This window comes from Paenibacillus sp. LK1, from assembly GCF_002750415.1.
In the GTDB taxonomy this organism is placed as follows: Bacteria; Bacillota; Bacilli; order Paenibacillales; family Paenibacillaceae; genus Paenibacillus; species Paenibacillus taichungensis.
Window position 1 is genome coordinate 345,140 of the sequence record NZ_PEII01000006.1, and the last position, 24,633, is coordinate 369,772.

Sequence of the window (24,633 nt, forward strand, 5' to 3'; positions counted from 1 at the left end):
TTGGTGCTTGCCGGGTTACTTCACCATAATTTTGCCTTGCCCCGCAAGCATTCTCATTTCTCTGGATAGACGCTCATGATTACCTTGCTGGATCTCCAGCTGTACGCCGTAGTGCCATCGGTTATTCTCTTCTTTGCCCCAGCGCAGCGTTCCTTCCAAATACAAGGGGTCTTCAAAAAGCAACAAGTTCATGCCGATTCGGATGTTATTGGACTCCACATGCAGATTTAACGGAAATGAAAGCTGACAGCCCGATCGGCTGATATCGCATAATTCCGCTTGAATGGGTTTGGGTGGTGCTGAGGCGCCGTTAATGCTGAGAATAAAAATTTCGAACATTATTGGTTCCTTTAAAGTATAGCGAAAAGGTTCTCTTCTAAGGTTGATAGCCATGGTTTCCTCCACAAAATCAAAAAAAGTCAGTTATCATTATATCGTCAATTTTGCTAAAAAAATGAAGAGATTAACCTTGTTTGCTAACACCTTAATTCTTCACATGTATAACATGAATCTAGTTAACTCTTGAATGCCTTTAACCTGTGTGCCGGGCTTGATATAATGGTTGGATATGGTTCTGATTTTTCACCTGGATCAGAATGGGAAGGAGCGGATCAAATTGCGTCATTTTTCTTCAGAATTTCAGGAGAAATGAATCGATTGGGAACCGGATGTGTGCAACAAACGGTTGATCAACTGCGTGAATAGAGTTCAAAAATTGAACGATATCGTCCAAATACTGTGCGTCCATTAGTTTTCGTGGCGAGAACAAGGCGGTTGCATAGGTTTTTAACGTAGAATGCACCAGTGAAGAGGGCAGCATCGAATGATCAGCATCCGGTAGTTTGGTTACACTGAGCAGTGATTGTGGAATCATCTGACGATACACGCGCTCTGTCTCTTGAACATCGACATTTATATCTTGACCTCCAAGCACGAGATGAACAGGGCTTTGAAACGAAACGAGCCCATCTGTGGCATCCGATTCCACATTGTTGACGATAAACGTCCAACGCTCCTTGGAAATGAGTTGGTCCTTATTAGCCATGAGTTTATATTCATCATAGGTGGCCTTGTTTCGAATCAGCTGCAGAACCTGGTCATTATAGAGCTGCCTTGCAGTGATCTCTTCCTCGGTATATCCCTTCTGGAGCATTTCCTGCTGCGTGTTGTATCTGTTCTGTGTAATCCAGTTGATGGCGGGGGAAACCAAAATGCTAAATGCAATATCCGGATCTTGTTTCACAACGTTTGGAATGACCCATCCAGCCTGGCTGGCACCCCACAAACCAATTCGATCTTGATCAATAGATGGTTCTTTTCTGGCCCATTCAATGGCGGTTAAGACATCCTGTGCACGATCCTCCATGGTCTGGTCAAGCCAGTTTCCCGAGGAACCGCCAACACCAGGTTTATCCAACGAGAGGGAGGCATACCCCGCCATGGCAAGCTTTTCCCACAAAGGTCGGTATCCACCGTCATAACTGGCATTAATCGGACCATCACCATGTACAAAAACGACAAGGCCAACCTTATCTGAATGCTGTTTGGGCAGTGTGAGTATACCCGTTAATTGTCCATATGAGGTTGGAATGGAGATGCGTGTTTCTTTCATGTTGAATGTGTTCTGAATGAGCAGCCAAGACACAATAGCCAGAATGATGATTGTTACACCGATCAGCCATTTGAAAACTGGGGTCGTAAATAATCTTAGTCTAGGGGGTTGTTGTTTAAACACTGAAATGCCTCCTGTATGTTAGAGATAGGGATCATCATGAAAATCCATTCAGGTTCACGGAACAGGAATTTTCGGGAAATGCTGTTGTGTGATGATTCCACTCTGAAGTTCAATTGTTGGTAAAGACGAATGGCTTGTGTGTTGCTGCTGGATACGTGCAAAGATATATATTTACAATGGAGATGTTGGTTTGCAAACTGCTGAGCTGTAATTAGCAACTGTCTGGCAATCCCACGCTTTCGGTGACTTGAAGCTACAGCCAAATGCTCAATATAACATTCGTGTGGTCTTGGCTTATATTCCAGGGCAATCATTCCGACCATAAACATGCAGACATTGCGTAGTCCATATTGCTTGCAAAGCTTACGGAGTGGAATGTGATGGATATCCTTTTTTATCTGTAGGGGGTTTTTGAGGCACCATTTCAGGGATAGAACCCCGACAACCTGGTTTCCATCCATAGCAATGAACTGCCTACCGGAGGGTGAGTTTCCCTGCTCAACCCATATAGCGCCAAGCAAGTCAACTATTTCCGTTGGGGCGAGCCGAACAAGAGCCTCAAACTTGGTTGCAAAAGAATGGACTATTAACTTTCGGACAGCCAGTTGATGTTGACTTTGATCATCATAGTCCACAATTTGAATTGGATTCGTGAGGTTCATAATGGGTTCCTTTCTTTCACTTTAGAAGGAGTGACCTCAATTCTGGCCTGAATCTCATAGTGTAATTGATCAGTTCCTAACATGGAAAGATAGGACTTTTCAATCAAAATTATAGGGTCTACCAGCACGTAAGTGGCTTGAAATGCATATTCCTTAAGGTGATGAATTTCCTGGGCAATATTTTCTTCGGATGTCACTGTGAATGATCTGGTTAGATACAACCCTTTTTCAACAAAAGAATCGCTGATAGAATTAGAAGACGGAACACAGACTGCAACCTGGCCTAAGGTATACAAGTAGTGTAAATCAATTTCAAACAATGCAGGTTGATCCGTACGATGCTGATAAAGTGCACGGGCATGCAAAGATTCGTTTGGTTGGATGGTGATCCAAGTGGTGAAATGCCGAACAGGAATTTCCTTTATCTCATATATGGGTATACACTGATCCTGCTGTGATTGGCTGATCCATTCCTGCTGTTCCTGCAATATGCCTTGAATGAATTGTTCCATATGCATTAACGAATCAATCTGTGATTGTACAGCTTGAAGTGAATCGGTTAATAATCGGTTATAGTCATCTGCGGAATAGGAGAGCATGCACTCTTTGATTTGCTGAACAGGGACATTCAACTTGCGCAATAAAAGAATGTGAGAAAGCTGGTAGATCTCATCCATTCCATACATACGGTAGTGGTTGGTATCCACATATGCCGGGAAAAGTATTTCTTTTTCCTCAAAGTATCGAATTTGATGGATTGAAACATGCATTAATTTGGATAATTCGCTAATCGTAATGTATTTGTTCATTATGCTGGCTCCTGTCTGCTTGAATGGAATAGTTCCACTATAAACCTTAGGTCTGACCTAGGGTCAAGGTGTTTATTTTGAATTAGAAAGGAGAGATGAAGAATGAATGGGAAGTTTCAGTTCTTCACGGATACGGCAGCATTGTGCCTGTATGATCTGGCGGCGCTAAAACATCGTGTTGAAGATACACCGGACTGGTGGTCTATTGCGGAAGATGAACTGATTGAGGTAAATGCAGGCAACTGTTTGTTTCTGAATCTGGGTGAAGATGGACAGTATGAGGTGACATGGAGTCTGGATGATGCGGGGAAGGAACTGGAGAATGCACAGGTATACCATCTACGTGTCCCTTCCGGTAACGTGTATCTGGGGGCGGCGGAGGATGTCACTGGGGGCGAGCTAGAACCCGATGAGTCTTGCGGTGGTGTGTTGCTCCAGATGAAGCCCGGAAATTATGCATGTGCGGTAACGAAGAAAGACAACCAAATTTCGATTACCATCAAACCCAGTCTGCAAAGCGAAAATAGTTTGAATGACTTGATTCGAATCTGACGTTATAGGTACAACGTGATGGAAGGAGGCTTACATACATGTACAAGGTACAGTTGGAACGCATACAGGGGAAGTTGAACAAACTCCAGACTCTGGACCCGAAGCGGAATCTGTTTGGGGCAGAGAATCATCAATATGAGATGGCTCCGGTATGGACATTGGACAAAATTAAAGCTTTTGAACAGAAATGGAAGATAGAGCTGCCCGAAGAGTATCAAGCTTTTTTGCTTGTGATTGGAAGTGGTGGGGCAGGTCCTTATTATGGGCTGGAAAAGCCGGAGAACGGCATATATTTGGTGATGGATTATGATGATGAGTTGAATGCAATTTCTGAGCCTTTTCCACATGTGGAATCCTGGAATTGGGATGTGGACTGGTACGACGACAGCAAAGAAGAGGACGAGTGGGCAGCGCTTGAACATGAGTATTATGATCCAAAATGGTCGGCAGGGATGCTGCGAATCAGCGATTTTGGATGTGGCGTGTCGCTCAATCTGATTGTGAAGGGATTGTCCTTCGGAGAGATCTGGACCGATGATCGAGCGAACAGTAATGGAATTTATCCAGATCAGTATATGGGCAACACGGAGCGGCTGGGTTTTCTCGACTGGTATGAATTGTGGCTGGACCGCTCGATCAATGAATTGAATGAGCAAGAGTAATCGTTTTTACTTACTTTTAGATTAAAGGAGGTACCATGTGGGCTGGGAATATGGCATCAGAACAACAAATCCTATCATTTTACCTCGGATTGTGAAGCGACTGGGGGATTCCTTAACCTTCTCTGACTTGTATAGTCTGGAGCATTATGAAGATGGGTTTGCGTTAATTCAGGAGGGTTCATCCTGGCCTGAAGCTCTACAAGTCTCGATTGAAGTGGCATCGGGAATGGATGAGATTGTAGAGGGAGAGTTATACATATATTGTCTGTTTCATACTTGGGGTGACATCGCAGCAAACTGGCTAAGGCAGATGGAAGCAGCTGTGAATCAGGATGACAATGAGCTGGAATGGTTTGAACTTTAAATAATGATGCGGAAATCAATACAAGAGCTTCCTCCTCAGGATTAGGCGGGGCTTTTTTGTGATGGAAAATAAATAAAAAACGGTTTGGCTTGTTCATCCGTCTTAAACCACAGAAAGAGAGAGAAGAAGGAGGGGATTGCAGGGTGGAAACCAAAGCCGAGATGAAAAAGATGCTGTTTGTACAGAGCGAAGACGAGACGGCATTTGTCCAATCCATCATGGAGCATCAGGACACGCTGATCTCCATTGCCTACAGTTACCTGCGTAATCATCACGACGCGCTCGAAGCGGTGCAGGAGATGACATGCCGGGCCTGGATCAAGCGTCGCTCTCTGAAAAATGAGAAGGCGTTCAAATCATGGATTATTCGTATTCTGATCTATGTGTGCATTGATGAACAAAGGCGTCGCAAACGGGCCACACCTCTGCCGAGCGAAGGGTTGGAGGAGGCGATATCCGATTCTGCCATTGCAGGATGCAGTGACAACAGACTTGCGATGTGGTCCATGCTTGAGAAAATCAAACCTAAATACCGCCATGTATTACTGCTGAAATACTATAATGACATGACGTCGATTGAGATTGCCTCCATTCTTGGCAAACCGGAGGGCACCATCAAGACCTGGCAGCATAAAGGGTTGGAACTGTTACGGAAACAGATGAAGAACAGGGGGGATTGGCATGACAACTAGTCCGGAGGAACAGGCACTTTTCGCAGATGCTTCCCAGGTTAAGCTGGAGAGACAGCAATTGAATCCGGCGGACACGGCGTTTGCCATTCAGCGAGGTCTGGCAAAGGCAAGAACTCGGCGAATGACAGGTCATGTGCAATTAAAGTGGATTACGGCAGTGCTCGTAACAGCTCTGGCAGCCGGTTGGCTGCTAATGGGTCCGCTTGGTTCTACACCACAACAAGCAATGTACAGCCCGCCCGCACAGAATTGGGGAGTTCTTGAACCTTTTCGGGAGTTGGCTGGAAAAGAGGTAGACGGAAACACGATTTCATCCGCAATTAACAATGGTTATGTGCAGCTCGTGAATCGTTCTGTGAAATCAGGAATATATCAGTTAACCGTCAATGCAGTGATGGCGGATGAAAACAAGATGATCGTATTGTACACAGCCCAGACGGATGCTTCCCAGGAGATATATTCAGTTCCCAAAACGAATGTGGTCAATGGCATGACGAACCAATCGCTTGGCTATAGCGGTATAAGCAGCCTGTACACCCCAAATGGAAAGTATACACTTTACGGACGCAGCACCGTTGAAATGGATGGGAATACACCGCTTCCTGATCAAGTGAAGTTCGATTTTCGCATTTCATCTGTAGTTCCTGATCTGTTGGCTGACACGAATAAGGTTAAAAAAGATCCCAAATACCAATTCTCGAAACCGATGGAAGTGAGCTTCGATCTGGACCCTAAATTTTCGGTACCCAAGACAGAAAAGATCAAACTTAATCAGTTATTTACGATTGGGGGTCATGAGGTATTGTTATCTGAAGCAGAGGTATCACCACTTATGACACGGGTAAGATTTATCTATGAACCTAATCAAAAAATTGATTATAAAACTAAACTCTCCGTCAGTGATGTGGTTAACCCTATCGAAATTGTATCCACGACCAAGGACGGGCAGAAGACCAAATTGTCCGGTGTATCAGGTAATGGGACGGAAGATGGGATGGTCTATTCCTTTAGTAGTAATCTGCTGGATGGCCCACAATCTCTGGTATTAAAACTTCGCGGTGAACCCGGCAAAGTTTACGATGATTGGCAGGAAGCCGAGAAACATATGCTGGAACTGAGAATCAAATAGGATTCAGAAGAAGGGCGATACAAAGTCATGGTTTTTGTAGATGACTTTGTGTCGTCTTTTCATTTTTCTTATACGGGGACTGCTGTTGCAAAAAAATAAAAATATTGGTTAAATTGCAATTTTTGTATTGTCACATCTGATGTTACACGATATAATCAACTTGTCTTTCAGGATAAAATTATAAAGGATGGTGAAATTTTGAAGAAATTTTCGATTCTTTTACTCGCTGTAACACTGTTATTGTTGACGGTCTCCACGGCACCCGCTACATATGGTGCGGCCAGTTATCCCAACACAGGCACGAATGGTTTAACGGGTTTTGCCGGTAACGCCAAAAATGAGAGTGGTGTATCCAAATCAGCCACGACAGGTGGTAAGAACGGTCAGGTCATCTACATCAGCAATCTGAACGATCTGCGAACACATATGGCAGGCACAACAGCTAAAATACTGGTCATTGAACAAAATATTTCTTCCTCTACGTTGCAGAAAGTCGAATTTGGATCGAACAAAACGTTGGTAGGCTCTTTTGATAAACACATACTGACGAACATTCATTTCAGATCGACGTCCAGCTCAAGCAATGTCATTTTTCAGAATCTGACTTTTGAACACGCTTCCAATATTAATGCTAACGACGATATCCAGATGTATATTACTTCAGGCTCCAACTACTGGATTGATCACGTGACGTTCTCCGGCCATAGCTACAGCTCGAGCGGAAGTGATCTGGACAAGCTCCTGTACATTGGGGATCGCGCAGATTATATTACGATCAGCAATTCCAAATTTGCAAACCACAAATACGGAATTATTCTTGGATATCCGAATGATGGCAACAGCAGCTATAATGGTGTACCTCATGTAACGATGGCAAATAACTATTTTGAAAACCTGTATGTACGTGGTCCTGGTCTCATGAGATACGGTTATTTCCATATCAAAAACAATTACGCCAACAATTTTAACCAGGCCATTACCATTGGCGAGAAAGCACGTATTTATTCTGAAAACAATTATTTCGGTGCAGGCGCTGAAAAAGGCGGCATTCTGGATGATAAAGGAAACGGAGAATTTACGGATACAGGCAGTACACCTGCGTTGAGCAGCCCATCTTCTCCCCAAACAAGTTGGAGACCAAGTACCAACTACAGCTATGAAGTGCAGACAGCCAGTTATGCTCGCGAGTTTGTCACCAAGTATGCAGGTTCGTCTAACACCACACTTGTGTTCGGAAAATAAAAGGTAGCTGACCCCCTTAACATGAAAAAGCCCGTATCCCTGATACGGGCTTTTACTATGGAGAAAACCAAATAAAATTTCTGAAATATAAGTACATATTATATTCCTTCATATATTAAAAATTTATAATAAAATTCCGATATATAGTAAGTGTGTTTTCATGTTTATGAAGACCTAATGTACTATAACAAAGCCCTAGGATTTTGCGATTTATTCATAAGCAAGGACCATAGACTGATAAAAGATAGTACAGAAATGTTTCACCAGCGTATTTAATTGATAAAAAGGACGGGAAATTCATGAATCGTTATGATGAAATCATCTGGAAAAGGAACAAGCTAATCTGTATCATCCTGTGGGTTATTGTTGCCATCGGTTTTGGTATGGCCTTTCTGGAACCCAAGCTGCTTGTTTCGAGTGGGGTAGCTATTTTATTCACCGGTTGGGTAACGTACGCCAATATCAAAAAGAAGTATATTCATGTGATCCCGTGGCTTTGTACACTCCTGATTACAATCTGTGGCGTCTACGCAGGCTGGGGAAGTGTTAACATCACTTTAAGTCTGGTTATCACTTCAGTGTTATTGCTCTATCCTGACAAGAAACTGTTCACAACCGGATTTCTCGTGCTGCTTGTTATTAGTATTCTTCAGGTTGTTCTGGTGGAGACAAAGAGCTCCGAGGAGTTTATTGGCTATATTGTTGATGTAGGGTTGTTTGCACTTACTGGAGCCATTCTGATGATGGTTTCCCAGTTGAATCAAAGACTCTTTTGGGATAGCGAGGCCAGGTGGCAAGAGGTGGAGCATTCCAAAATGAGAGTGGAAACAATGCTTGTAAGGGTCAAAGAATCTGTAGATGGCCTATCTCGTTATACGGAACAACTGAAGCAAAAAGTAACCGACACCGGCTCCATTACCCATGAAGTAACGCTGGGATTCAGTGAAGTGGCCAAAGGCGTTGAATTCCAGGCTACTAGTGTAGCAGAAATTTCAGAGTCCTTGTCCTTGTCGGATCAGCATATTCGCGATGTTGCTTCCTACTCACTTCAGATGAAAGAACTGTCAGCCAGCATGGCAACCAGTACAGAAACAGGCAGCACACAAATGGATCAACTGAATGTTCAGATGCAGGAGCTGTATGAAACGATTAATACCACAGCCGATGATATGAGTAAGTTTAACGAGGAAAGTGAGTCCATGTCGCTAATGCTGAACAGTATTTCAGATATTGCAAATCAGACAAATCTGCTTGCGCTTAATGCAGCGATTGAAGCAGCCCGTGCAGGAGAACATGGACGCGGCTTTGCAGTCGTGTCGGAGGAAGTTCGCAAGCTGGCAGAGCACTCCGGCCAGTCGGCCAGTGATATTGCTGCTATTTTGTCCCGTTTGAGAGGACAGACACAGGCGTTGACGGATCGATTTGGGCGTATTCGACTCGCTTTGGAAGCAGGAAAAGACAGTGTGCAAACGGCAGAAGAAGTTTTCCGTACGATCAACAGCAATTCTCAGCAAGTATTGAATCAGGCCGCAGATATCGAGAGCAGTTCAGCCACGATGAGAGATTCCTCTACCAAAGTGGTTAATGAGGTTTCAGAAATTTCAAGTGTGACTCAGCAATCGAGTGCCGCTACGGAAGAAATTCTTGCTAGTATGGAGGAGCAGCGCAATCTGACCCAGAAGATGGTGGACAGCTTCGGAGAACTGGAGCAACTGATTGTGGACCTGAACGAGTTGGTATCGGATAAGAACGAAGTAGTTTCTCCAACGGGTACGCTGTAAAATACTTAAGCTGAAGCTAGCTTACTGCATCGGAGTCACCTGATTACTCCAATTTTATACTCGAAGTTCAGTCTATTTAGCCTGTCTCCAACCATGATGTGGGGGCAGGCTTGTTTGTTTTTTGATGGCCGATCGCTCTGACTGTTTTCAATGAAATAATTGTGGGTGTTCATCCAGGCCCACTATAATGGAAGGAAAAGAATTTGAAAAAATAATTAATGGCAGGAGGTATGGGCAATTGGGGGAGCAGAACGTGAAGAATGCAGTAATGGAAAAAAGGACGGATAGCCACGATCGTACAGATCCAGCGAAGAATGAAAGACGCGATAGTCGCGTTCGTTTCTTTGATCGGAATTCGCTCGAAGATATGGACTGGCCTAACACCGAGGATGGTAGAGATGCAAGAGCGTATTTGGAACCCATGATGTTACAAGGGACACGGGACTTCATGATAAATGCAAACACAACCTTACTCATTGCTCGAATTGACGATCTAGTGCTTCCGTTGACAGTAAATGATGCAGAGTATGAAAATTCTTACGTTTGTTCGCCTTATACACATTATGTACGGTATGCCAAGCAGGAGTTGATGCTGCTTCGGAAACCGTTGCTGGAAAAAGGGTTTTTCGCGCTGCTCAGTGTGGTGGGGTGGGGAATGCGGCAATCACAAATAAACAAAGTTGTACATATCAACAACTGGCTGTTATCAACAAACCTGTATCCTGCCATGTCAGGAGAGCAGGCGGTTTGTCTGCTTGCAGCAGTAAGGGAACGTTATCCTGAGCATGCCGTCGTATTTCGTTCCTTGTGCCCAGGACTTCACTCTGATTTCACGGGAGAGCTGCAGCAAGCAGGCTGTCAACTAATTCCTAGCCGGCAAATCTATCTGTACCGGGCGAATGATCCAAATTTCGGCAATGCGAAGTCGCGCTGGCTGCTGAAGCGGGATTACGAATTGTTGACAAAGCACGAATATGAATTCGTTTCCGGAGCGAATCTGACGGAGGAAGATATTCCGCGAATCGCGGAGCTGTACAGGCTGCTATACCTCGAAAAATATTCTTATGATAATCCGCAATTCAGTGAACAGTTCATTGCGACAGCAAAAGCTTCGGGAGCGCTGACCTTGTGTGGTCTGCGAAAGGAAGGGCGTATAGATGCGGTTATGGGATACTTCTGTCGAAATGGGGTGATGACAACGCCGTTGTTCGGTTACGATACGGCGCTACCCCAGTCCATCGGGCTGTACCGCATGTTGTCAGCTTGCCTGATTGGACAGGCCCGTGAGAGCGGTCATCTGTTGCATGAGAGTGCAGGTGCTGCGCAGTTCAAGCGCAACCGTGGCGCTGTATCGGATTTCGAGTATTCTGCCGTGTATGAGCGCCATCTGCCAATGAGCAGACGCTGGTGCTGGCTGCTGCTTGAACGGCTTTTGAATCGCGTGGGTGTACCGCTAATGCGCCGGATGAAGCTGTAAACTTGCACAACAGCGCGCTGACGCCATCCTATGTGGGGTGCTCGTGCAGGTTTGGCTCCACACAAAACAGGCCGGTCATCGTGAAACGTACACTTATTTGGATTCGCCTCAAACAATATTACGCCTTAATTATGCATGTTCAGCCAACTGCACTTCGAAGCCATCTGGATCGGCAATGTAAATAAATCGCAGATGCGGATTGGGCTGGACGGGGCCTCGTACAATCGGGATACTTAATGCGGCGAGCTGCTCCATGGATTCGTCCAGCGACCTTACCTCATAACCGATCGAAACACCGGCCTCTGGCTTGAGTGTGGTTTCGCTGCCCTCAATCAGTTCCAACTTCGTTTCATTTTCCAGTCCCAGCATGGCGATCTGCCGTCCCCGGCTTTCGAATCTGCGCTGAATCGGCAGCCCAAGCATGTCGTGGTAGAAACGGAGCGATGCTTCCAAGTCGCGTACCCGCAGTGTGATCCAGTTTAATCTGATCAACATCATGAGTCTCTCCTTTTTTACGTCATATTTATCAACGTTATGCTTATTATACGATAAGCTTGTGCGTGGGCCTACTATACTACGTTACCTTTGCATATAGAAGTTGGATTTAAAAGTGAATTCGAAAAACCGCCCAAGAATATTCTTGGGCAGTTTAGCTAAGAGTGCCGTTCAATGAGGGGGCGCTATTTTATTGAATCAGATCAATCGCATCCTGTGACACAAAGGCTTCTACGCCATTGTAGACAATTACGCCATCCAGGGTTGTCTTTTTGCCATTAACGAGCGCGATATTTTTGTAGATTTGCAGTTCAAGCTTGGTGCTACCTTTTGTTACGAGGATCTTCGGATTTTTGGCTTCCGTCAGGTCCAGCTTGTACGTTGCACCTTTGGCAGTAAAAGCCTGTTTGGCGGGCACAAACAATTGTTTGCTAACGCTATCGAGGTCAAGGTCCAGCACACGTGCCATGTATTTGGCTACATCCGTGTTGTCGATAACACCGAAAGGTCGATCATTATTCGGAGCGTACGTATACAGCACAACATCTCCGCCCGTATGACCACCAGTGGTCCAGCCGATGCCGGAACGTTTGCTGATCATCGGTCCAACCGTATAATTGAGGCTGCCGGGACTGGCCGCTTTAATTGCAGCGATTTCCTCGGAAGTCAGGTCGGTAATGCCATAGTATTGCTTCATCACAGCTTTGATATTAGTGCGTTTGGCATCCAGCTTGGATTCCAAACCTTCGCCTGTTAGCTTGGCCTTTTTCAGAGGTCCGATAAATGTGGACAACGGCTCTTTATCATAGGTGCCTGTCGTTGAAGCATTACCGATGGTCAATCCACCGTTCTGGTGATCCGTGACAGCGACAACGACAGTTTCTTGATCTTTTTTGGCAAAATCCATGGCTACTTTGACGGCATCATCGAATGCCAGTACATCACTGATAATGCCGATTGGATCGTTGGCATGTGCTGCCCAGTCGACCTTGCTGCCTTCAACCATCAGGAAGAAGCCATCTTCATCTTTGGAAAGAACTTCGATCGCTTTAGTTGTCATCTCGGCGAGACTTGGCTGTTTAGCTGGATCACGATCCATATTATAAGCCATGCCTGCCGGGGCAAACATCCCCCACAGCTTGCCTGAAGTGGAAGCTTCCATCGCTGCCGGAGTAGTCACATAATCGTAGCCCAGTGCTTTGATGGATGAGACCAGATTTTCGCCATCTTTGCGTCCCGCAGGCTCCAAATAACTGCTTCCTCCACCGAGAACAACGTCCATACCGTTATAGACCTGCTGTTTGCTCAATGCATCATAGTTTTTGCGATCCGGATAGTGGGCGGAGAAGTCAGCTGGTGTGGCGTGCATAATTTCAGATGTCGCAATAATGCCAGTTGCTTTGCCTGCCAGTCTGGATGCTTCCAGGATAGAAGCAACCGGTTTTTTCGCATCTCCCGGTGCGATGGCTTTTTGTCCAGGCATCGTTGCTTTATCAGGCAGTACTCCGACATACCCTGTATGTGATTTGTGACCTGTAGCAAAGGCTGTTCCCGCAGGGGCCGAGTCCGCAATCGGCGCATCCGCAGAGTGTGTACGAACCATGCCACTAGCCATGGAGTCCAGAGTAAGAGAGGAACCTTTGTACCAGCGAGCCAAAGCTGTTGCGTCGTTCGCCATACCGTCCGGGATCAGGATGATTACATTTTTGATCGGTGAAGCAGATGAGGTGGTGTTTTCCACAGCCCATGCTGCACTACTGCCTCCCAGCGTAGCTGTAACAATGGTCGTAACCGCGAGCATCATTTTGGCAGCACGGGTATTGAATCGATTTAACATGAACACATCCTCCTAATGATATGTATAGTTTGGTATCCAAAACCAGTGTATACAATCAATGATAAATGAGCGTATGTACTCGATTAACTAAATGTAAATTTTACGATTAGAGAAGCGCGGCTGGATAGGTTTTGGATATTCGTCATCTCATTATGGAAGGGACAAGGTGTTTCAATCAGCCGACGCTTTTTTGTTGAAGGACAGAGGGGCAGCAGATATGCAGCAAGAAGCTTTCTCTCAGTAGGGGTGTGAAGTACTTGATTAGAAGAATCGCGAAACAGGATTAGCGAGCTAAGGTATAGAATTCGTAGTGTAAAGGTGTATGCATGATGAAATAGAGAGCTTGATGAGAGAGGTGAGTGACCATGATTGATATTATTGCGCTTCGACGAGACCTTCACGAACATCCCGAGCTGGGATTCACCGAATTTCGTACGGCTGCAAAAGTCGTGCAGATGTTAACGGAACTGGGTTACCGTGTGACTTATGGAAAAGATGCCATTGATGACACATCGCGGCGAGGTCTGCCAAAGCCTGAAGTGTTGGAAGATGCATATCAGCGTGCCATCGATGAAGGGGCAGATCCAGCGATTGTGCAGCAGATGCGAGGGGGATTTACGGCAGTTGTCGCTGAGTTACAAGGAGAACAGGAAGGACCAACAACGGCGTTCCGCTTCGATATGGATGCACTTCCGATCCGTGAGAGCAAGTCAGATAAACATATACCACAAGCGGGGCAATTCCGCTCCAGTCATGAAGGCATTATGCACGCTTGCGCACACGATGGACATACAGCCATCGGGCTTGCACTTGCAGAACGTTTGAGTAACCGAAATTTCGCCGGGAAGATCCGTCTGCTGTTCCAGCCTGCTGAAGAAGGTGTGCGTGGTGCGTATGCCATGGTCGAAAAAGGTATGCTGGAACAGGTAGACCGTCTGTTCTGCATACATCTGGGTACAGGTGTGCCTTCCGGTCATGTCAGAGGGGCATCTGCCGGATTTCTGGCAACGACCAAGCTGGAAGCCCATTTTACAGGTGTGGCTTCTCATGCGGGGGCCATCCCGGAGGAAGGACGGAATGCTTTGCTGGGAGCATCTACGGCACTCCTTAATATTCATGCGTTGCCTCGGTTTAGCACGGCAGATACACGCATTAATGTGGGTATTCTTGAAGGCGGAACAGGAGCCAATATTATTCCCGAGCACGCACGGATGGTGATTGAAACCCGTTCAACGAGTGAAGAAACGAATCGTGAGCTGGAGCGACGGGTGCGTCAGATCATCGAGCACAGCGCGGCGATGCATGAGTTAAGCTCCACGGTTGAAGTCATCGGCGGTGCAGTCCCTATTCGCTGTGATATGGAGCTTGCAGAGCTTGTTGTGCAGCAAACTGAAGGCATCGCAGGATTTACCCATGCGGAGGCTATTTCGGATGGTGCTTCACTTGGAAGTGAGGATGCCAGCTACATGATTCGGCGCGTACAGGAACAAGGTGGGAAAGCAACGTATATGATTATTGGCAGCGAGCTGCCTGCTCCGCATCACCATCCGGAATTCGATATTGATGAAGCAGTGTTGGCTCCTGCGGTAGAACTGCTGGAGAGATTGGCTCGGACGCGCTAGAAAGATATAACTACAACCAAGGAGAGGCTTTCACTTACATATCAGTTAAGGAGGTGAACGCGCTTCAAGGCAGGAGTATGAGCGAACGTACTGAGGAGACTGCATAAGCTTCACAGGCACAGCTCAAAAATGGCGTTGGAACCTTGGAGCAGAGTTGGATGAAACATAAACAAGATCAGGGGTTCAAACCTCAAACATTGCAGCAGACAAAATATGGAGCTATTGACGGAAAAATCTATGAACAATACGGTACGCTCGGCTGGTTAGGCGTTTCTTATGCAGCACCTCCGGTAGGTGCATTACGCTGGAAAGCGCCGTGTGAACCGGATGCATGGACCGGGACTCGAACAGCCAAGGAATTTGCTGCGTGCAGCTTGCAGTTATCCGGCGAAACGATAGCCGGAAGTGAAGACTCACTGTATCTCAATATTTGGCGTCCGAATACAACCAGTTCCAAGCTTCCGGTAATGGTGTTTCTGCACGGCGGCGGGAATATGACCGGATCAGGCAAGGATTTTCAGGGTGAACAGCTTGCGCGTAACACGAACAGCATTATCATATCGGTGAACTATCGTTTGGGAGCTCTTGGGTTCTTTCAAAATGCTGCATTGAAAACCGGAAATCCTCTTGATGATTCGGGCAACTATGGCTTGCTTGATGCATTCCGTGCACTCCAGTGGGTACAGGATAATATCGAGGGATTTGGCGGAGATACAGGCAATGTTACGTTGGCCGGGCAGTCGGCAGGAGCACGTAATGTTCTGGCAGCATTAATCTCTCCGCTAAGCAAAGGGTTATTTCAGAAAGCAGCTGCGTTCAGTGGTGGCCTGACCACGGCTGCACCGGAGGAAGGAGAGCAAAAATCCGAGCATGCACTTGTGAAATTGCTCGTGCAAGAGGGTACAATGACCTCTATTGAACATGCGAGAACATGGATCGGCATGCAGTCTCAGGCACAACTGGCGAGTTATTTGCATGAGTTGCCTGCGGACAAGTTGGTCACTGTATATGGTTCAACGGCGATTCGTATGCAGCCATTCCCACATCTATTCCGTGATGGAACGGTCATTCCAAGAGAAGGTTTCGATGCCATCAACAGCGGTAATTATGCACAAGTTCCTGTTCTGCTGGGCAGTTTGGAAACCGAGTTTTCCAGCTTTGCTTTCGGTGATCCATACTTTGTACCCTCATTTCATGATGAAACTCTGTTTACAGATGAAACCAAGGCCGAACAGTATGCCGCAGCTCTGAAATATGGTAGTGAGGTTTATGCAGGTTTTAATACAGAGCGGGTAGCTGAACGCTTGAAGAGTAAAGCGGGACAGCCACCTGTATACGCCTATCGTTTTGCATGGGGAACACAGGCTGGGGTCATTTCCGAAAGACTGCAAACAATGCTGGGCGCACCGCATGGCGCGGATATGGACTTTTACACAGGACACGCAGACGGCGTCGTCGCCCTTTTCCCTGAAGGTTATTTTAGTGAACAGAACAAACCTGGCCGTGAGGCATTGTCTGCAGCGATGGCAGCATATTTGAAGCAGTTCCTTTACACAGGTAACCCGGGTCGTGGTGGATCCTCGGAGTTGGCAGAATGGACACCTTGGTCAAAAGACGCCGAAGCACCAATTATGCGCTTGGACGCAAGCAGTACCACAGTTGAGATCGGCATGTCTACGCAATATAATGGAGGCAAGGATGTCGTAATGGCGAAAATGAAAAAAGAATTGCCAGACGAGACATACAAGTTGCTGACGGAGAAGGTATTTGCCGGACGTTTTTTCTGGGAATAAGTCATGTGAAAGGACACGAGAGAATGCTCTCTCGTGTTCTTTTTTAGTTGCAGGCGTATCTCCTCATTCTTCAATGTGAAAATACCATATCTATAGGTGGTTTCTGGATTTTTTTCGTATGTAGAATAGTGATCTCGTCATGGGGCTGGTCTAAAAGCAGAAATTGAGGTAGAATTATTGAGAATTATTCTCAATTAAACAAATCTCTATCTGAGAGTCATGATCAAGTTATAGACGAGGTGAGAACACATGGGTTTCGATTCGTTAGCTGTCGTATACCAGCATTACTTAACGCAGGAACCATTCAGTCAGCAAGATGAAAATACGTACCTGCTCTCTGCTAAAGCGGGCAGTGGAAATATAAAAAGAGTAACCACGTATAGTGGTATCGAAATTGTGTATTCTCAGATTAAATATAGTGAACCATGCTCTACGTTCTTTGCGTCGAATATTCCCATCATTGAGCTGCAATTTGCCTTGTCAGGTGCACGTTACGTAGATATATCTGGTCAGGAATATACGCTGGCCACTGGGCAGGGAGCACTCATTATGATGCGTGATTTTGAAGCCTGGTTCCATCCGCCTGCGCAGGAGAACTATACTTCTTTTGCCATCGGAATTCCGATCTCGTTGTTCAATTATGCGGGCGCACAATTGGCAACGAGCCAGTCCATTCGGTTTCAGGACATTTTAGGACATTGTGTGTTCAAACCGATTATATTTCAGCTGGATCACAGAATTCGAACGATGATTGACAGTCTGATTGGGGAATTGAACAACCCCTATAGATCTTCCTTAATGATGGAAGCGACCGCATTGGAGATATTGAATCGGTTTATGATTCAGCTGTTTGATCTGGCTCCTATTCCTTCAGGATTCTCCAGAGAGGATATACGGAAGTTGCATACCGCCCGGGAGATTATGGAGGCATGTATGGTAGACCCTCCATCCCTGCTGGCGTTGTCCAAACAGGTGGGTCTAAACGATTTCAAATTGAAAAAAGGCTTCAAAGCGCTGTTTGGCACTACCGTATTTGAATATTTACGCCAGATTCGTCTCGACAACGCTATGAAATTGCTGCGTAGTCAAGAAAACAACGTCACTGAGGCAGCGATAGCAGTTGGTTACAGCAATATCAGTGCCTTTTCTCAGCAATTCTATCGTAAATTCGGCGTGAAGCCATCGGAAATGAAAAAAATATATTAATAATCCGTCTAACCGTTAATTGTTCCGTATGGAGGCAGTCGAGATTCTCTCAGCCTTATATACTCCAGGTACAGTGGATACTGTACTGAAAAATAAAGGAGTGTATGAGCGTGAACAGAATCAGAGGAAGTATCTTTTTTAGCGTATTTGCAGCGATGTTGGGTCTTATGCTTATTGCTCCCATTATGCCGCCGCTTATTCGGGAACTGGGGATGAAAGAAAGTCATTCCGGACTCATTATTTCACTCGGGTCCATCGCCATGGCTGTGATGGGCCCGGTATGGGGCAGGTTCAGTGATCTGAAAGGCAGAAAACCCATCATATTGATTGGATTCATAGGTATGTCCATAAGCTGTGCGTTGTTTGCATTGGCGATGTATAGTGGATTAAATGCGTGGATCGGAGGGGGACTTCTGTTAACCCTTCTAATTGTAACGCGGAGCTTGATCGGTATGTTCATTCCGGCAGTGTTATCCTCTTCTCAGGCATATATGGGAGATGTGACGGAAGGAGAAGAGCGGGGAAGCGGGATGGCGATTATTAGTGCCGCCAATGGGCTGGGGCTTGTATTTGGCCCTGCGATTGCAGGCGCTTTTACCATTATCGGTCTCCTGTGGCCGCTTTATTTTGGTATTTTTATTGCGGTAGCGGCGTTTATCATTGCGTTGTTGCTCATTCCTGCTGCCAAGCCGGTCATTCAGGAGAAAGCGCCCAAGGTTAACCCGCTCCAACGCGGTTTGCGTATGTATCTTGCTGCCGGGTTAGTTACGATGATTGGCATTATGACGGTACAGGTTGTCGGTGGATTTTATTTTCAGGATCAACTCTCATTATCTCCAGGGGCTACAGCCCGAATGGTTTCGTTCGGACTGATGTTCTCCGGGGCTGCGATGCTGATCATGCAGGTAATCCAGATGAAGTGGTTGAAATGGCAGCCGCGGCCGATGATTTTACTCGGGTCCCTTTTTCTGCTCGCAAGTATGGTTTTGTTTCTGATCTCCAGTCAATTGGTTGTCTATTATCTCTCATTCTTCCTATTCGGCATGGGCTCGGGTCTGATGATGCCTGGTTTCATGGCGGGAGCTTCTCTTTCGGTTAGCAAAGAACAGCAGGGCGGCGCAGCCGGATTGGTTGCAGCGATTCAGGGCATATCTGCCGTAATTACCCCTTTACTCACAACAACGTTGTATCAGGTGGATAAACATATTCCATTCATGCTGGTAGCTCTGTTGGTTGTCATCATGGGTATTATTATGCTGGGCATTAAAAAAGATCAATCTGGTCCAGTGCAGGCAAAGGAGACTACACGTTCTGCATCATAGTCAGATAAAGCCAGAAGGTCAAAAAAGGTCAAAATTAAAGAAAGCAGAATCTATTTTAAGGGAATGAGTCGTGGCTTGGAAAAATCGTTCTTTTTGAGCTTTAACGGATTTTGAGCAATTTAGGGATCGATTTTATAATTAGACGTGTAAGCAACAACTAAACCAACCACACATAAGGAGCTGATTTTGATGTTTGATCTGATTCCGTTTCGCAAACGAAATGAAGACTTGTTCGGACACATGCTGAAATCCTTCAATGACATGGTTGAGTCTCCATTCCTCTCTCCATTCGGAACCGGTGTACAGTCATTTCGGACCGATATTCGCGAAGAAGAAAACAAATACGTGGTAAAAGCCGAGCTTCCCGGCATCGCCAAAGAGGATATAGACATTCAGGTTGAAGGTAATGAACTGATCATCCGTGCCAAACGGAATGAAATGACTGAGCAGAAGGATGATACGAATCGAATCATTCGGCAGGAGCGACGTTCAGGTGAATTTATCCGACGTTTCTATGTGGAGCATATTGATGAGGAAAACATCAAAGCCAGATTGGAAAATGGATTGCTGGAGCTCGACATTCCGAAACTGCCGGGTGAAGATCACAGCCGAAAAAGCATTCAGATTGACTGACACATATAAATACAGGAGCGTTATCCATCCTTCATGGCAGGCAGCAAGCAGGAAGCGTTCTTGATGATATTCCCCGGGGCCTCTCCTGGGGAATTTTCACATCTTTATTTAACCAGTCTGATTGAACATTTACAGTCTATTTCTTGGTCATTGGAAGAGCTCAATATCAGCTGATTCACGTTACTTCTCAGCCGCAACCTGCATCAGCTTGTAAATCTGGCGGGTCGTGTTCACGTTCCGAACCGTCATATATTTGTAGACCTTGGAGCCTATGAGCTTGTTCATACCACTTTTGGTAACAAGTTCTTTACTGACGGAATATAAAATGGCTCCGGGAACATATAGCAATGTGCCGATCTCCGGTTTGATGGGCAGTTTGTCCAGAACGGATGCATCATCCACTTCATCCCAGAGGAACATGACATCACTTTTGGCCGTGGCATCATTTGTCCAGTCCTCCGGTAGTGCCTGAATAACAGTTCGGACTTCATCCAAATTACGTACCATTACTTTGATCTGTAAGCCAAAATCGACAGCTATGGCTTGTTCAAGAATCTGGGATAATTCTGTATTCGCATCCACGCGTTCCTGATGATCGGCAAAGATAATATTTCCTGAGTTGATATATGTCACCACATCCAGCAAGCCGGCTTGCTCAAACGTTTCTTTTAACTGCTTCATATTGATTTTGTTATTCCCGCCCACATTAATGCCCCGCAGCAAAGCAACATAAATCATGATTCAACCCTCCGTATCTTGTGATCCTTTACTTTTAACGAAATGACAAATACTCGAATAAATGTGCAGTATGCTCTTCTCCCAGTAAATCATTCAATATAGGTTCGACATGCTCCAGATATTCGGGTATGGTTTCATAAGTTTCCTCGTCCTTCAATTCCCCTGTATGGGTCCGTGCAGCTTCAATCAGGATGGCCAGTGCATTGAAAAAGTCTGTTAATGAATCGGCAATAAGCTGAGGTTCTTCACCTGCAAAAGCAGCATATACCGGTGAGTCCGGTGCAGCTGTATCAACGATTATTGGATCATCGTTAAAATTTGCGATGACAACATGATTTTTTTGCCAAGAGTCTGACTCCTCATAAGGTTCGTTCATTCCGATCCAGCGGTGCCCCAGTTGTTGACGATAGAGATGTTCAGGTGCAACAAAGAAGATTAGAGCTGCATCACCGATCTCGACAGCTGCATTTTTCATTTTGAGTGTGCCGTTGGCCTGTTCATCCATCATCTCGTAGTGGCTGTACAGATATTGCAGCTCTGGAGAGAGCGGGATTCGTTCGTCCACTTCGGGCTGGTGGTGTTGTTCACGAGGACGTAGATCATGATTTTTGAAAAGTCCATATGCTTCATTATATAAATCTTGCTGCTCCACAAAATGGATAAGGGCGGCATTCAGCTTTTCCATCGGTGTCTGATCCCTCCTGGTGTTAGGATTATTTTTAAGCAGTTACATTCACTCATAGTCATAAGCATAATCATATATCAAAATAGGAAAAGCTTACACCCTGGTTATACAAATTCAACTAAACATTTTAATTGATAATGGGGAGCATCAGTTGAAGCATTATCAGCGTGTGATTCTCACTGTAAAATAGCCAAGAATAAAAAATAAGTACAAAGAGCCCTTTCGTGATGAGAGGGCCTTTTGGCATACAAAGTGGATTGTTCTTTATGTATCCAAAGTAATGAAAATTAATATTTCTTATCCATAACCCAACAATTTCCGATATAATAACCAGATAGGTCATAGCAAAAGGATACTACCTCAGAGAGGTGATTTGGATGACGATTGACGTCCTCGTACGTAACAATGTGAAAGTGCTGGGAAAAGGCAGCCAAACGATTATCTTTGCACATGGGTTTGGGTGTGATCAGGATATGTGGCGCTATATTGTTCCGAGTTTTACGGAGAACTACCGAGTTGTTTTATTCGATTATGTAGGCTCAGGTGAATCTCAAATTAACTATTATGATCCAAACAAATACAGTGATCTACAAGGATATGCCCAGGATGTGCTGGAGATTATGGAAGCGCTCGACTTGAGTGATGTCATATTTGTTGGACACTCGGTCAGCAGCATGATTGGCATGCTTGCTTCCATTCATGAACCTAAATATTTCAAGCAAATCGTCATGCTGGGGCCTTCCCCGCGTTATGTAAACGATCTTCCGGGTTATTATGGCGGATTTGATCGGCGTGACATTGATGAGCTGCTGGAAATGATGCAGATGAACTTTATTGGTTGGGCCAGCTATCTTGCTCCGATTGTTATGCAGAATGCGGAACGGAAAGAGCTGACGGACGAGTTGGAAAAAAGCTTCTGTTCGAGAGATCCGCATATTGCTAGACAATTTGCGGAGGTGACGTTTTTCTCGGATTGTCGGAATGAATTGGAGCGGGCCTCGGTACCTACGCTCATTCTTCAATGCTCGGATGACAGCATCGCTCCCGTTGAAGTGGGGGATTACTTGCATGCGCATCTGAAGAACAGTAGACTTCAACAGATGACGGCGAAGGGGCATTATCCACATTTAAGTCAGCCTGAAGAGACAAGCCGCTTCATTAAAGAGTATTTGCAGAGCGTGTAAAGTAAAATGAGAGGAAAGGCAATTATTTCAATGGATATTCAATTAGATATGGCTCCATGTGGCTATTTCTCAATCGCTGATTCAGGAATTATTCAATCCATCAATCAAACCCTGCTGACTCTGCTGGGATATGAACGCAACGAACTGCTGGGACGGCATATCGAGTCAACCATGTCGGTGACCAACAAACTTTTTTTTCATACGTATTTCTATCCCTACATTCAGTTATATGGACATGTGGATGAGATGTACTTCTCGTTTCGGACCAGCGACCAACAGGATGTTCCGGTTCTTCTGAACGGGGTTCGCCGGACACGCAATGGAGAGAGCGTAATCGACTGTGTTGTAGTTGTCATGCGCAAGCGAATTGAACATGAGAAGGATATAATGAACACCAAAACAAAGCTTCAGGAACTGTATCAAGCGACAAATGAGGCAAACCAGGAGCTTGAACGATTGCACGAAGAATATAAAGTGAAGCAGCAGGCATTGATTAAAGTAAATGATCAGCTGGAGACGATGGCCTCGACGGATCTGCTTACGGGACTTAAGAACCGCAGATTTTTTCAGGATAAAATGCTGGAAAGTTTGGCTCGCTTCCAGGAAACTCAGTGTGTTTTCTCCCTTCTGGTCGTTGATATTGACCATTTTAAGCATATCAACGATACGTATGGACATCCGATTGGAGATCTGGTTCTGGGTAACCTGGCAGGCTTGTTGCAATCGGTGTCACGGAGCACGGACGTGGTGGCGCGTTATGGCGGAGAAGAATTTGTCATTATTCTTGCGGATTGTGATCGACAGCAAGCTGTGACTATAGCAGAGAGATACCGTTCACAGGTCGCCTCTGCCGATTGGGGCGAGTATAACATTACAGTGAGTATTGGCGCGGCTACGGTTTCGCAGGAAGATACAGAACAGTCTTTGTTTCAAAAAGCGGACCAGGCGCTTTATGCCTCCAAAACAGGTGGGCGAAATCGGGTGACCCATGCAGCCGAAGCAGCGAGTAATGGTAGTAAACCTTCATAATTGATTAATAACTGTCGATATAATATTCAGCACTACTATCTCTATTAGAGGAAGTGAATATATTATTATGAATCAGGTTGAGGCTGTTTTGGCTGCAATACCATTTATTCGCGAAGCTACACGTCAGGATGTCTCCATATCGGTCATGGACCGGGAAAAGTTCCTGTTTTTCGAATCCGGCAACGCTTTGAAATATGATTTCAAGGCAGGAGACCCAATTGCAGATATACACAGAGACTTTAAAATGTTAAAGAATGAATCCAAGACAAGGGAGCATTATCCGGCTGAGGTTTTTGGTATCGCCACGGATTCTTATTTCCTTCCGATTAAGAATGAACAGAACGAGATAGAAGCAGTCCTTTGCATTACATATAGTATGGATACCCAGGATCAATTGAAAAAACTGATGAATCAGGCAGGAGAAGTTACAAGCAGACTGATTGAGGGTATCCAGCATGTAGCTGCTCATTCGGAAGAGTTGAGTGCAACCTCGGAAGAAATTTTGAGCAATACGAAACGTGCAGTTGAAGATTCCAGTAATGTGAACGAAGTGGTTAGTTACATAAAAGAAATTTCAGAACAGACCAATCTGCTAGGTTTAAATGCTGCAATTGAAGCGGCGCGGGTGGGTGAAGCCGGCGCAGGCTTTGGAGTAGTAGCCACAGAAATCCGTAAAATGTCCACAGGTACCAAAGAAGCCACGGGACGGATTGAGCAGTCTCTTGACGCTGTGAAAAAGTCCGTACTGAATATGGAGCAGGAGATTGCCCAGATTTCAGTTTCTTCACAAGAACAGGCCAAACTGGTCACAGAGTTTATGAATGTAATTGATCAATTGAACGAAACCAATCATGGCTTGCGGAAACTGGTCGAAAAAATAACCGACGACGCTGAATAATAATTTGCTTCGTTAAGCCTGTACTTCAAATTCTAAAGACGAAAAACGCTCAACCACCATCATGGCTGAGCGTTTTTTCGTCTTGC

General features: G+C 45.5%; 24 protein-coding genes. 16 read left to right on the forward strand and 8 right to left on the reverse strand.

Features of this window, described 5'->3' with window-relative positions:
* Positions 1 to 15: 15 nt before the first annotated feature.
* From CS562_RS16130 to CS562_RS16145, 4 genes are all read right to left on the reverse strand, one after another.
* Positions 16 to 339, reverse strand: a complete 324-nt coding sequence (locus CS562_RS16130) for a PilZ domain-containing protein (protein WP_246318214.1) — start codon at positions 337 to 339, stop codon at positions 16 to 18.
* Between the two features lie 292 nt (positions 340 to 631).
* Positions 632 to 1,735: an alpha/beta hydrolase family protein gene (locus CS562_RS16135; protein ID WP_257219508.1), complete on the reverse strand. Its 1,104-nt coding sequence runs from the start codon at positions 1,733 to 1,735 to the stop codon at positions 632 to 634.
* Positions 1,708 to 2,397: a GNAT family N-acetyltransferase gene (locus tag CS562_RS33835; RefSeq protein WP_099857117.1), complete on the reverse strand. Its 690-nt coding sequence runs from the start codon at positions 2,395 to 2,397 to the stop codon at positions 1,708 to 1,710. Before CS562_RS33835 ends, CS562_RS16135 begins: the two co-directional genes overlap by 28 nt.
* Complete coding sequence (locus tag CS562_RS16145; protein ID WP_099857119.1) at positions 2,394 to 3,206, reverse strand: MerR family transcriptional regulator; 813 nt, start codon at positions 3,204 to 3,206, stop codon at positions 2,394 to 2,396. Before CS562_RS16145 ends, CS562_RS33835 begins: the two co-directional genes overlap by 4 nt.
* Positions 3,207 to 3,308: 102 nt before the next feature.
* On the opposite strand from CS562_RS16145, the gene CS562_RS16150 reads away from it, so the two are divergent.
* The 8 genes from CS562_RS16150 (at position 3,309) to CS562_RS16185 (ending at position 11,105) form a co-directional block, all read left to right on the forward strand.
* Positions 3,309 to 3,758 (forward strand): DUF6386 family protein, encoded by a 450-nt coding sequence (locus CS562_RS16150; RefSeq protein ID WP_099857121.1) that lies wholly within the window; start codon positions 3,309 to 3,311, stop codon positions 3,756 to 3,758.
* Between the two features lie 38 nt (positions 3,759 to 3,796).
* The gene (locus tag CS562_RS16155; RefSeq protein WP_099857123.1) at positions 3,797 to 4,420 is read left to right on the forward strand and encodes an SMI1/KNR4 family protein; all 624 of its coding nucleotides are present in this window, start codon (positions 3,797 to 3,799) and stop codon (positions 4,418 to 4,420) included.
* A gap of 37 nt (positions 4,421 to 4,457) precedes the next feature.
* Positions 4,458 to 4,784: a hypothetical protein gene (locus CS562_RS16160; RefSeq protein WP_099857125.1), complete on the forward strand. Its 327-nt coding sequence runs from the start codon at positions 4,458 to 4,460 to the stop codon at positions 4,782 to 4,784.
* A gap of 143 nt (positions 4,785 to 4,927) precedes the next feature.
* On the forward strand, positions 4,928 to 5,476 hold the full coding sequence (locus CS562_RS16165) for an RNA polymerase sigma factor (protein ID WP_257219509.1): 549 nt from the start codon (positions 4,928 to 4,930) through the stop codon (positions 5,474 to 5,476).
* A complete protein-coding gene (locus CS562_RS16170; RefSeq protein ID WP_099857128.1) occupies positions 5,466 to 6,605 on the forward strand; it encodes a DUF4179 domain-containing protein in 1,140 nt (379 codons plus the stop codon). The genes CS562_RS16165 and CS562_RS16170 overlap by 11 nt, the downstream gene beginning before the upstream one ends.
* A gap of 198 nt (positions 6,606 to 6,803) precedes the next feature.
* Positions 6,804 to 7,847: a pectate lyase family protein gene (locus CS562_RS16175; protein WP_099857130.1), complete on the forward strand. Its 1,044-nt coding sequence runs from the start codon at positions 6,804 to 6,806 to the stop codon at positions 7,845 to 7,847.
* Between the two features lie 299 nt (positions 7,848 to 8,146).
* A complete protein-coding gene (locus CS562_RS16180) occupies positions 8,147 to 9,628 on the forward strand; it encodes a methyl-accepting chemotaxis protein (RefSeq protein WP_099857132.1) in 1,482 nt (493 codons plus the stop codon).
* Between the two features lie 238 nt (positions 9,629 to 9,866).
* Positions 9,867 to 11,105 (forward strand): GNAT family N-acetyltransferase, encoded by a 1,239-nt coding sequence (locus tag CS562_RS16185; RefSeq protein ID WP_257219510.1) that lies wholly within the window; start codon positions 9,867 to 9,869, stop codon positions 11,103 to 11,105.
* A 129-nt stretch (positions 11,106 to 11,234) separates the two neighbouring features.
* Here CS562_RS16185 and CS562_RS16190 read toward each other — a convergent pair whose 3' ends face one another.
* Positions 11,235 to 11,600: a VOC family protein gene (locus CS562_RS16190; protein ID WP_099857134.1), complete on the reverse strand. Its 366-nt coding sequence runs from the start codon at positions 11,598 to 11,600 to the stop codon at positions 11,235 to 11,237.
* 190 nt (positions 11,601 to 11,790) lie between these two features.
* Entirely contained in the window at positions 11,791 to 13,404 is a 1,614-nt protein-coding gene (locus tag CS562_RS16195; RefSeq protein ID WP_099857246.1) for an alkaline phosphatase, read from the reverse strand.
* A 398-nt stretch (positions 13,405 to 13,802) separates the two neighbouring features.
* Between CS562_RS16195 and CS562_RS16200 the strand changes: the two genes are divergently transcribed.
* The 5 genes from CS562_RS16200 (at position 13,803) to CS562_RS16220 (ending at position 20,013) form a co-directional block, all read left to right on the forward strand.
* Positions 13,803 to 15,059, forward strand: coding sequence for an amidohydrolase (locus CS562_RS16200; RefSeq protein WP_099857136.1), 1,257 nt, complete (start codon positions 13,803 to 13,805; stop codon positions 15,057 to 15,059).
* A gap of 158 nt (positions 15,060 to 15,217) precedes the next feature.
* Positions 15,218 to 16,852: a carboxylesterase/lipase family protein gene (locus CS562_RS16205; RefSeq protein ID WP_099857138.1), complete on the forward strand. Its 1,635-nt coding sequence runs from the start codon at positions 15,218 to 15,220 to the stop codon at positions 16,850 to 16,852.
* Between the two features lie 249 nt (positions 16,853 to 17,101).
* Positions 17,102 to 18,058 carry a helix-turn-helix transcriptional regulator gene (locus CS562_RS16210; protein WP_099857140.1) on the forward strand — a complete coding sequence of 319 codons (957 nt, stop codon included), beginning with the start codon at positions 17,102 to 17,104 and terminating at the stop codon, positions 18,056 to 18,058.
* 110 nt (positions 18,059 to 18,168) lie between these two features.
* The gene (locus CS562_RS16215) at positions 18,169 to 19,380 is read left to right on the forward strand and encodes an MFS transporter (protein ID WP_099857142.1); all 1,212 of its coding nucleotides are present in this window, start codon (positions 18,169 to 18,171) and stop codon (positions 19,378 to 19,380) included.
* Positions 19,381 to 19,569: 189 nt separating this feature from the next.
* Positions 19,570 to 20,013: an Hsp20/alpha crystallin family protein gene (locus CS562_RS16220; RefSeq protein ID WP_099857144.1), complete on the forward strand. Its 444-nt coding sequence runs from the start codon at positions 19,570 to 19,572 to the stop codon at positions 20,011 to 20,013.
* 180 nt (positions 20,014 to 20,193) lie between these two features.
* Here CS562_RS16220 and CS562_RS16225 read toward each other — a convergent pair whose 3' ends face one another.
* Both CS562_RS16225 and CS562_RS16230 read right to left on the reverse strand, forming a co-directional pair.
* On the reverse strand, positions 20,194 to 20,751 hold the full coding sequence (locus CS562_RS16225; RefSeq protein ID WP_099857146.1) for a DUF1697 domain-containing protein: 558 nt from the start codon (positions 20,749 to 20,751) through the stop codon (positions 20,194 to 20,196).
* A gap of 34 nt (positions 20,752 to 20,785) precedes the next feature.
* On the reverse strand, positions 20,786 to 21,436 hold the full coding sequence (locus CS562_RS16230; RefSeq protein WP_099857148.1) for a hypothetical protein: 651 nt from the start codon (positions 21,434 to 21,436) through the stop codon (positions 20,786 to 20,788).
* 377 nt (positions 21,437 to 21,813) lie between these two features.
* Here CS562_RS16230 and CS562_RS16235 point away from each other — a divergent pair, with 377 nt between their 5' ends.
* The 3 genes from CS562_RS16235 to CS562_RS16245 all read left to right on the forward strand — a co-directional run bounded on the left by CS562_RS16235 (position 21,814) and on the right by CS562_RS16245 (position 24,547).
* Complete coding sequence (locus tag CS562_RS16235; protein ID WP_099857150.1) at positions 21,814 to 22,620, forward strand: alpha/beta fold hydrolase; 807 nt, start codon at positions 21,814 to 21,816, stop codon at positions 22,618 to 22,620.
* A gap of 30 nt (positions 22,621 to 22,650) precedes the next feature.
* Positions 22,651 to 23,649, forward strand: a complete 999-nt coding sequence (locus CS562_RS16240) for a sensor domain-containing diguanylate cyclase (protein ID WP_099857152.1) — start codon at positions 22,651 to 22,653, stop codon at positions 23,647 to 23,649.
* 67 nt (positions 23,650 to 23,716) lie between these two features.
* Entirely contained in the window at positions 23,717 to 24,547 is an 831-nt protein-coding gene (locus tag CS562_RS16245) for a methyl-accepting chemotaxis protein (RefSeq protein ID WP_099857154.1), read from the forward strand.
* Positions 24,548 to 24,633 lie beyond the last annotated feature (86 nt).

Excerpts from the sequence above, each read along its gene's own strand:
- CS562_RS16150 (WP_099857121.1), top strand. The coding sequence starts at position 3,309 with ATGAATGGGAAGTTTCAGTTCTTCACGGATACGGCAGCATTGTGCCTG.
- CS562_RS16170 (WP_099857128.1), top strand. The coding sequence starts at position 5,466 with ATGACAACTAGTCCGGAGGAACAGGCACTTTTCGCAGATGCTTCCCAG.
- CS562_RS16195 (WP_099857246.1), bottom strand. The coding sequence starts at position 13,404 with ATGATGCTCGCGGTTACGACCATTGTTACAGCTACGCTGGGAGGCAGT.
- CS562_RS16200 (WP_099857136.1), top strand. The coding sequence starts at position 13,803 with ATGATTGATATTATTGCGCTTCGACGAGACCTTCACGAACATCCCGAG.
- CS562_RS16245 (WP_099857154.1), top strand. The coding sequence starts at position 23,717 with ATGAATCAGGTTGAGGCTGTTTTGGCTGCAATACCATTTATTCGCGAA.
- CS562_RS16225 (WP_099857146.1), bottom strand. The coding sequence starts at position 20,751 with ATGATTTATGTTGCTTTGCTGCGGGGCATTAATGTGGGCGGGAATAAC.
- CS562_RS16130 (WP_246318214.1), bottom strand. The coding sequence starts at position 339 with ATGTTCGAAATTTTTATTCTCAGCATTAACGGCGCCTCAGCACCACCC.
- CS562_RS33835 (WP_099857117.1), bottom strand. The coding sequence starts at position 2,397 with ATGAACCTCACGAATCCAATTCAAATTGTGGACTATGATGATCAAAGT.
- CS562_RS16210 (WP_099857140.1), top strand. The coding sequence starts at position 17,102 with ATGGGTTTCGATTCGTTAGCTGTCGTATACCAGCATTACTTAACGCAG.
- CS562_RS16190 (WP_099857134.1), bottom strand. The coding sequence starts at position 11,600 with ATGTTGATCAGATTAAACTGGATCACACTGCGGGTACGCGACTTGGAA.
- CS562_RS16180 (WP_099857132.1), top strand. The coding sequence starts at position 8,147 with ATGAATCGTTATGATGAAATCATCTGGAAAAGGAACAAGCTAATCTGT.
- CS562_RS16220 (WP_099857144.1), top strand. The coding sequence starts at position 19,570 with ATGTTTGATCTGATTCCGTTTCGCAAACGAAATGAAGACTTGTTCGGA.
- CS562_RS16205 (WP_099857138.1), top strand. The coding sequence starts at position 15,218 with ATGAAACATAAACAAGATCAGGGGTTCAAACCTCAAACATTGCAGCAG.
- CS562_RS16240 (WP_099857152.1), top strand. The coding sequence starts at position 22,651 with ATGGATATTCAATTAGATATGGCTCCATGTGGCTATTTCTCAATCGCT.
- CS562_RS16145 (WP_099857119.1), bottom strand. The coding sequence starts at position 3,206 with ATGAACAAATACATTACGATTAGCGAATTATCCAAATTAATGCATGTT.
- CS562_RS16230 (WP_099857148.1), bottom strand. The coding sequence starts at position 21,436 with ATGGAAAAGCTGAATGCCGCCCTTATCCATTTTGTGGAGCAGCAAGAT.
- CS562_RS16235 (WP_099857150.1), top strand. The coding sequence starts at position 21,814 with ATGACGATTGACGTCCTCGTACGTAACAATGTGAAAGTGCTGGGAAAA.
- CS562_RS16155 (WP_099857123.1), top strand. The coding sequence starts at position 3,797 with ATGTACAAGGTACAGTTGGAACGCATACAGGGGAAGTTGAACAAACTC.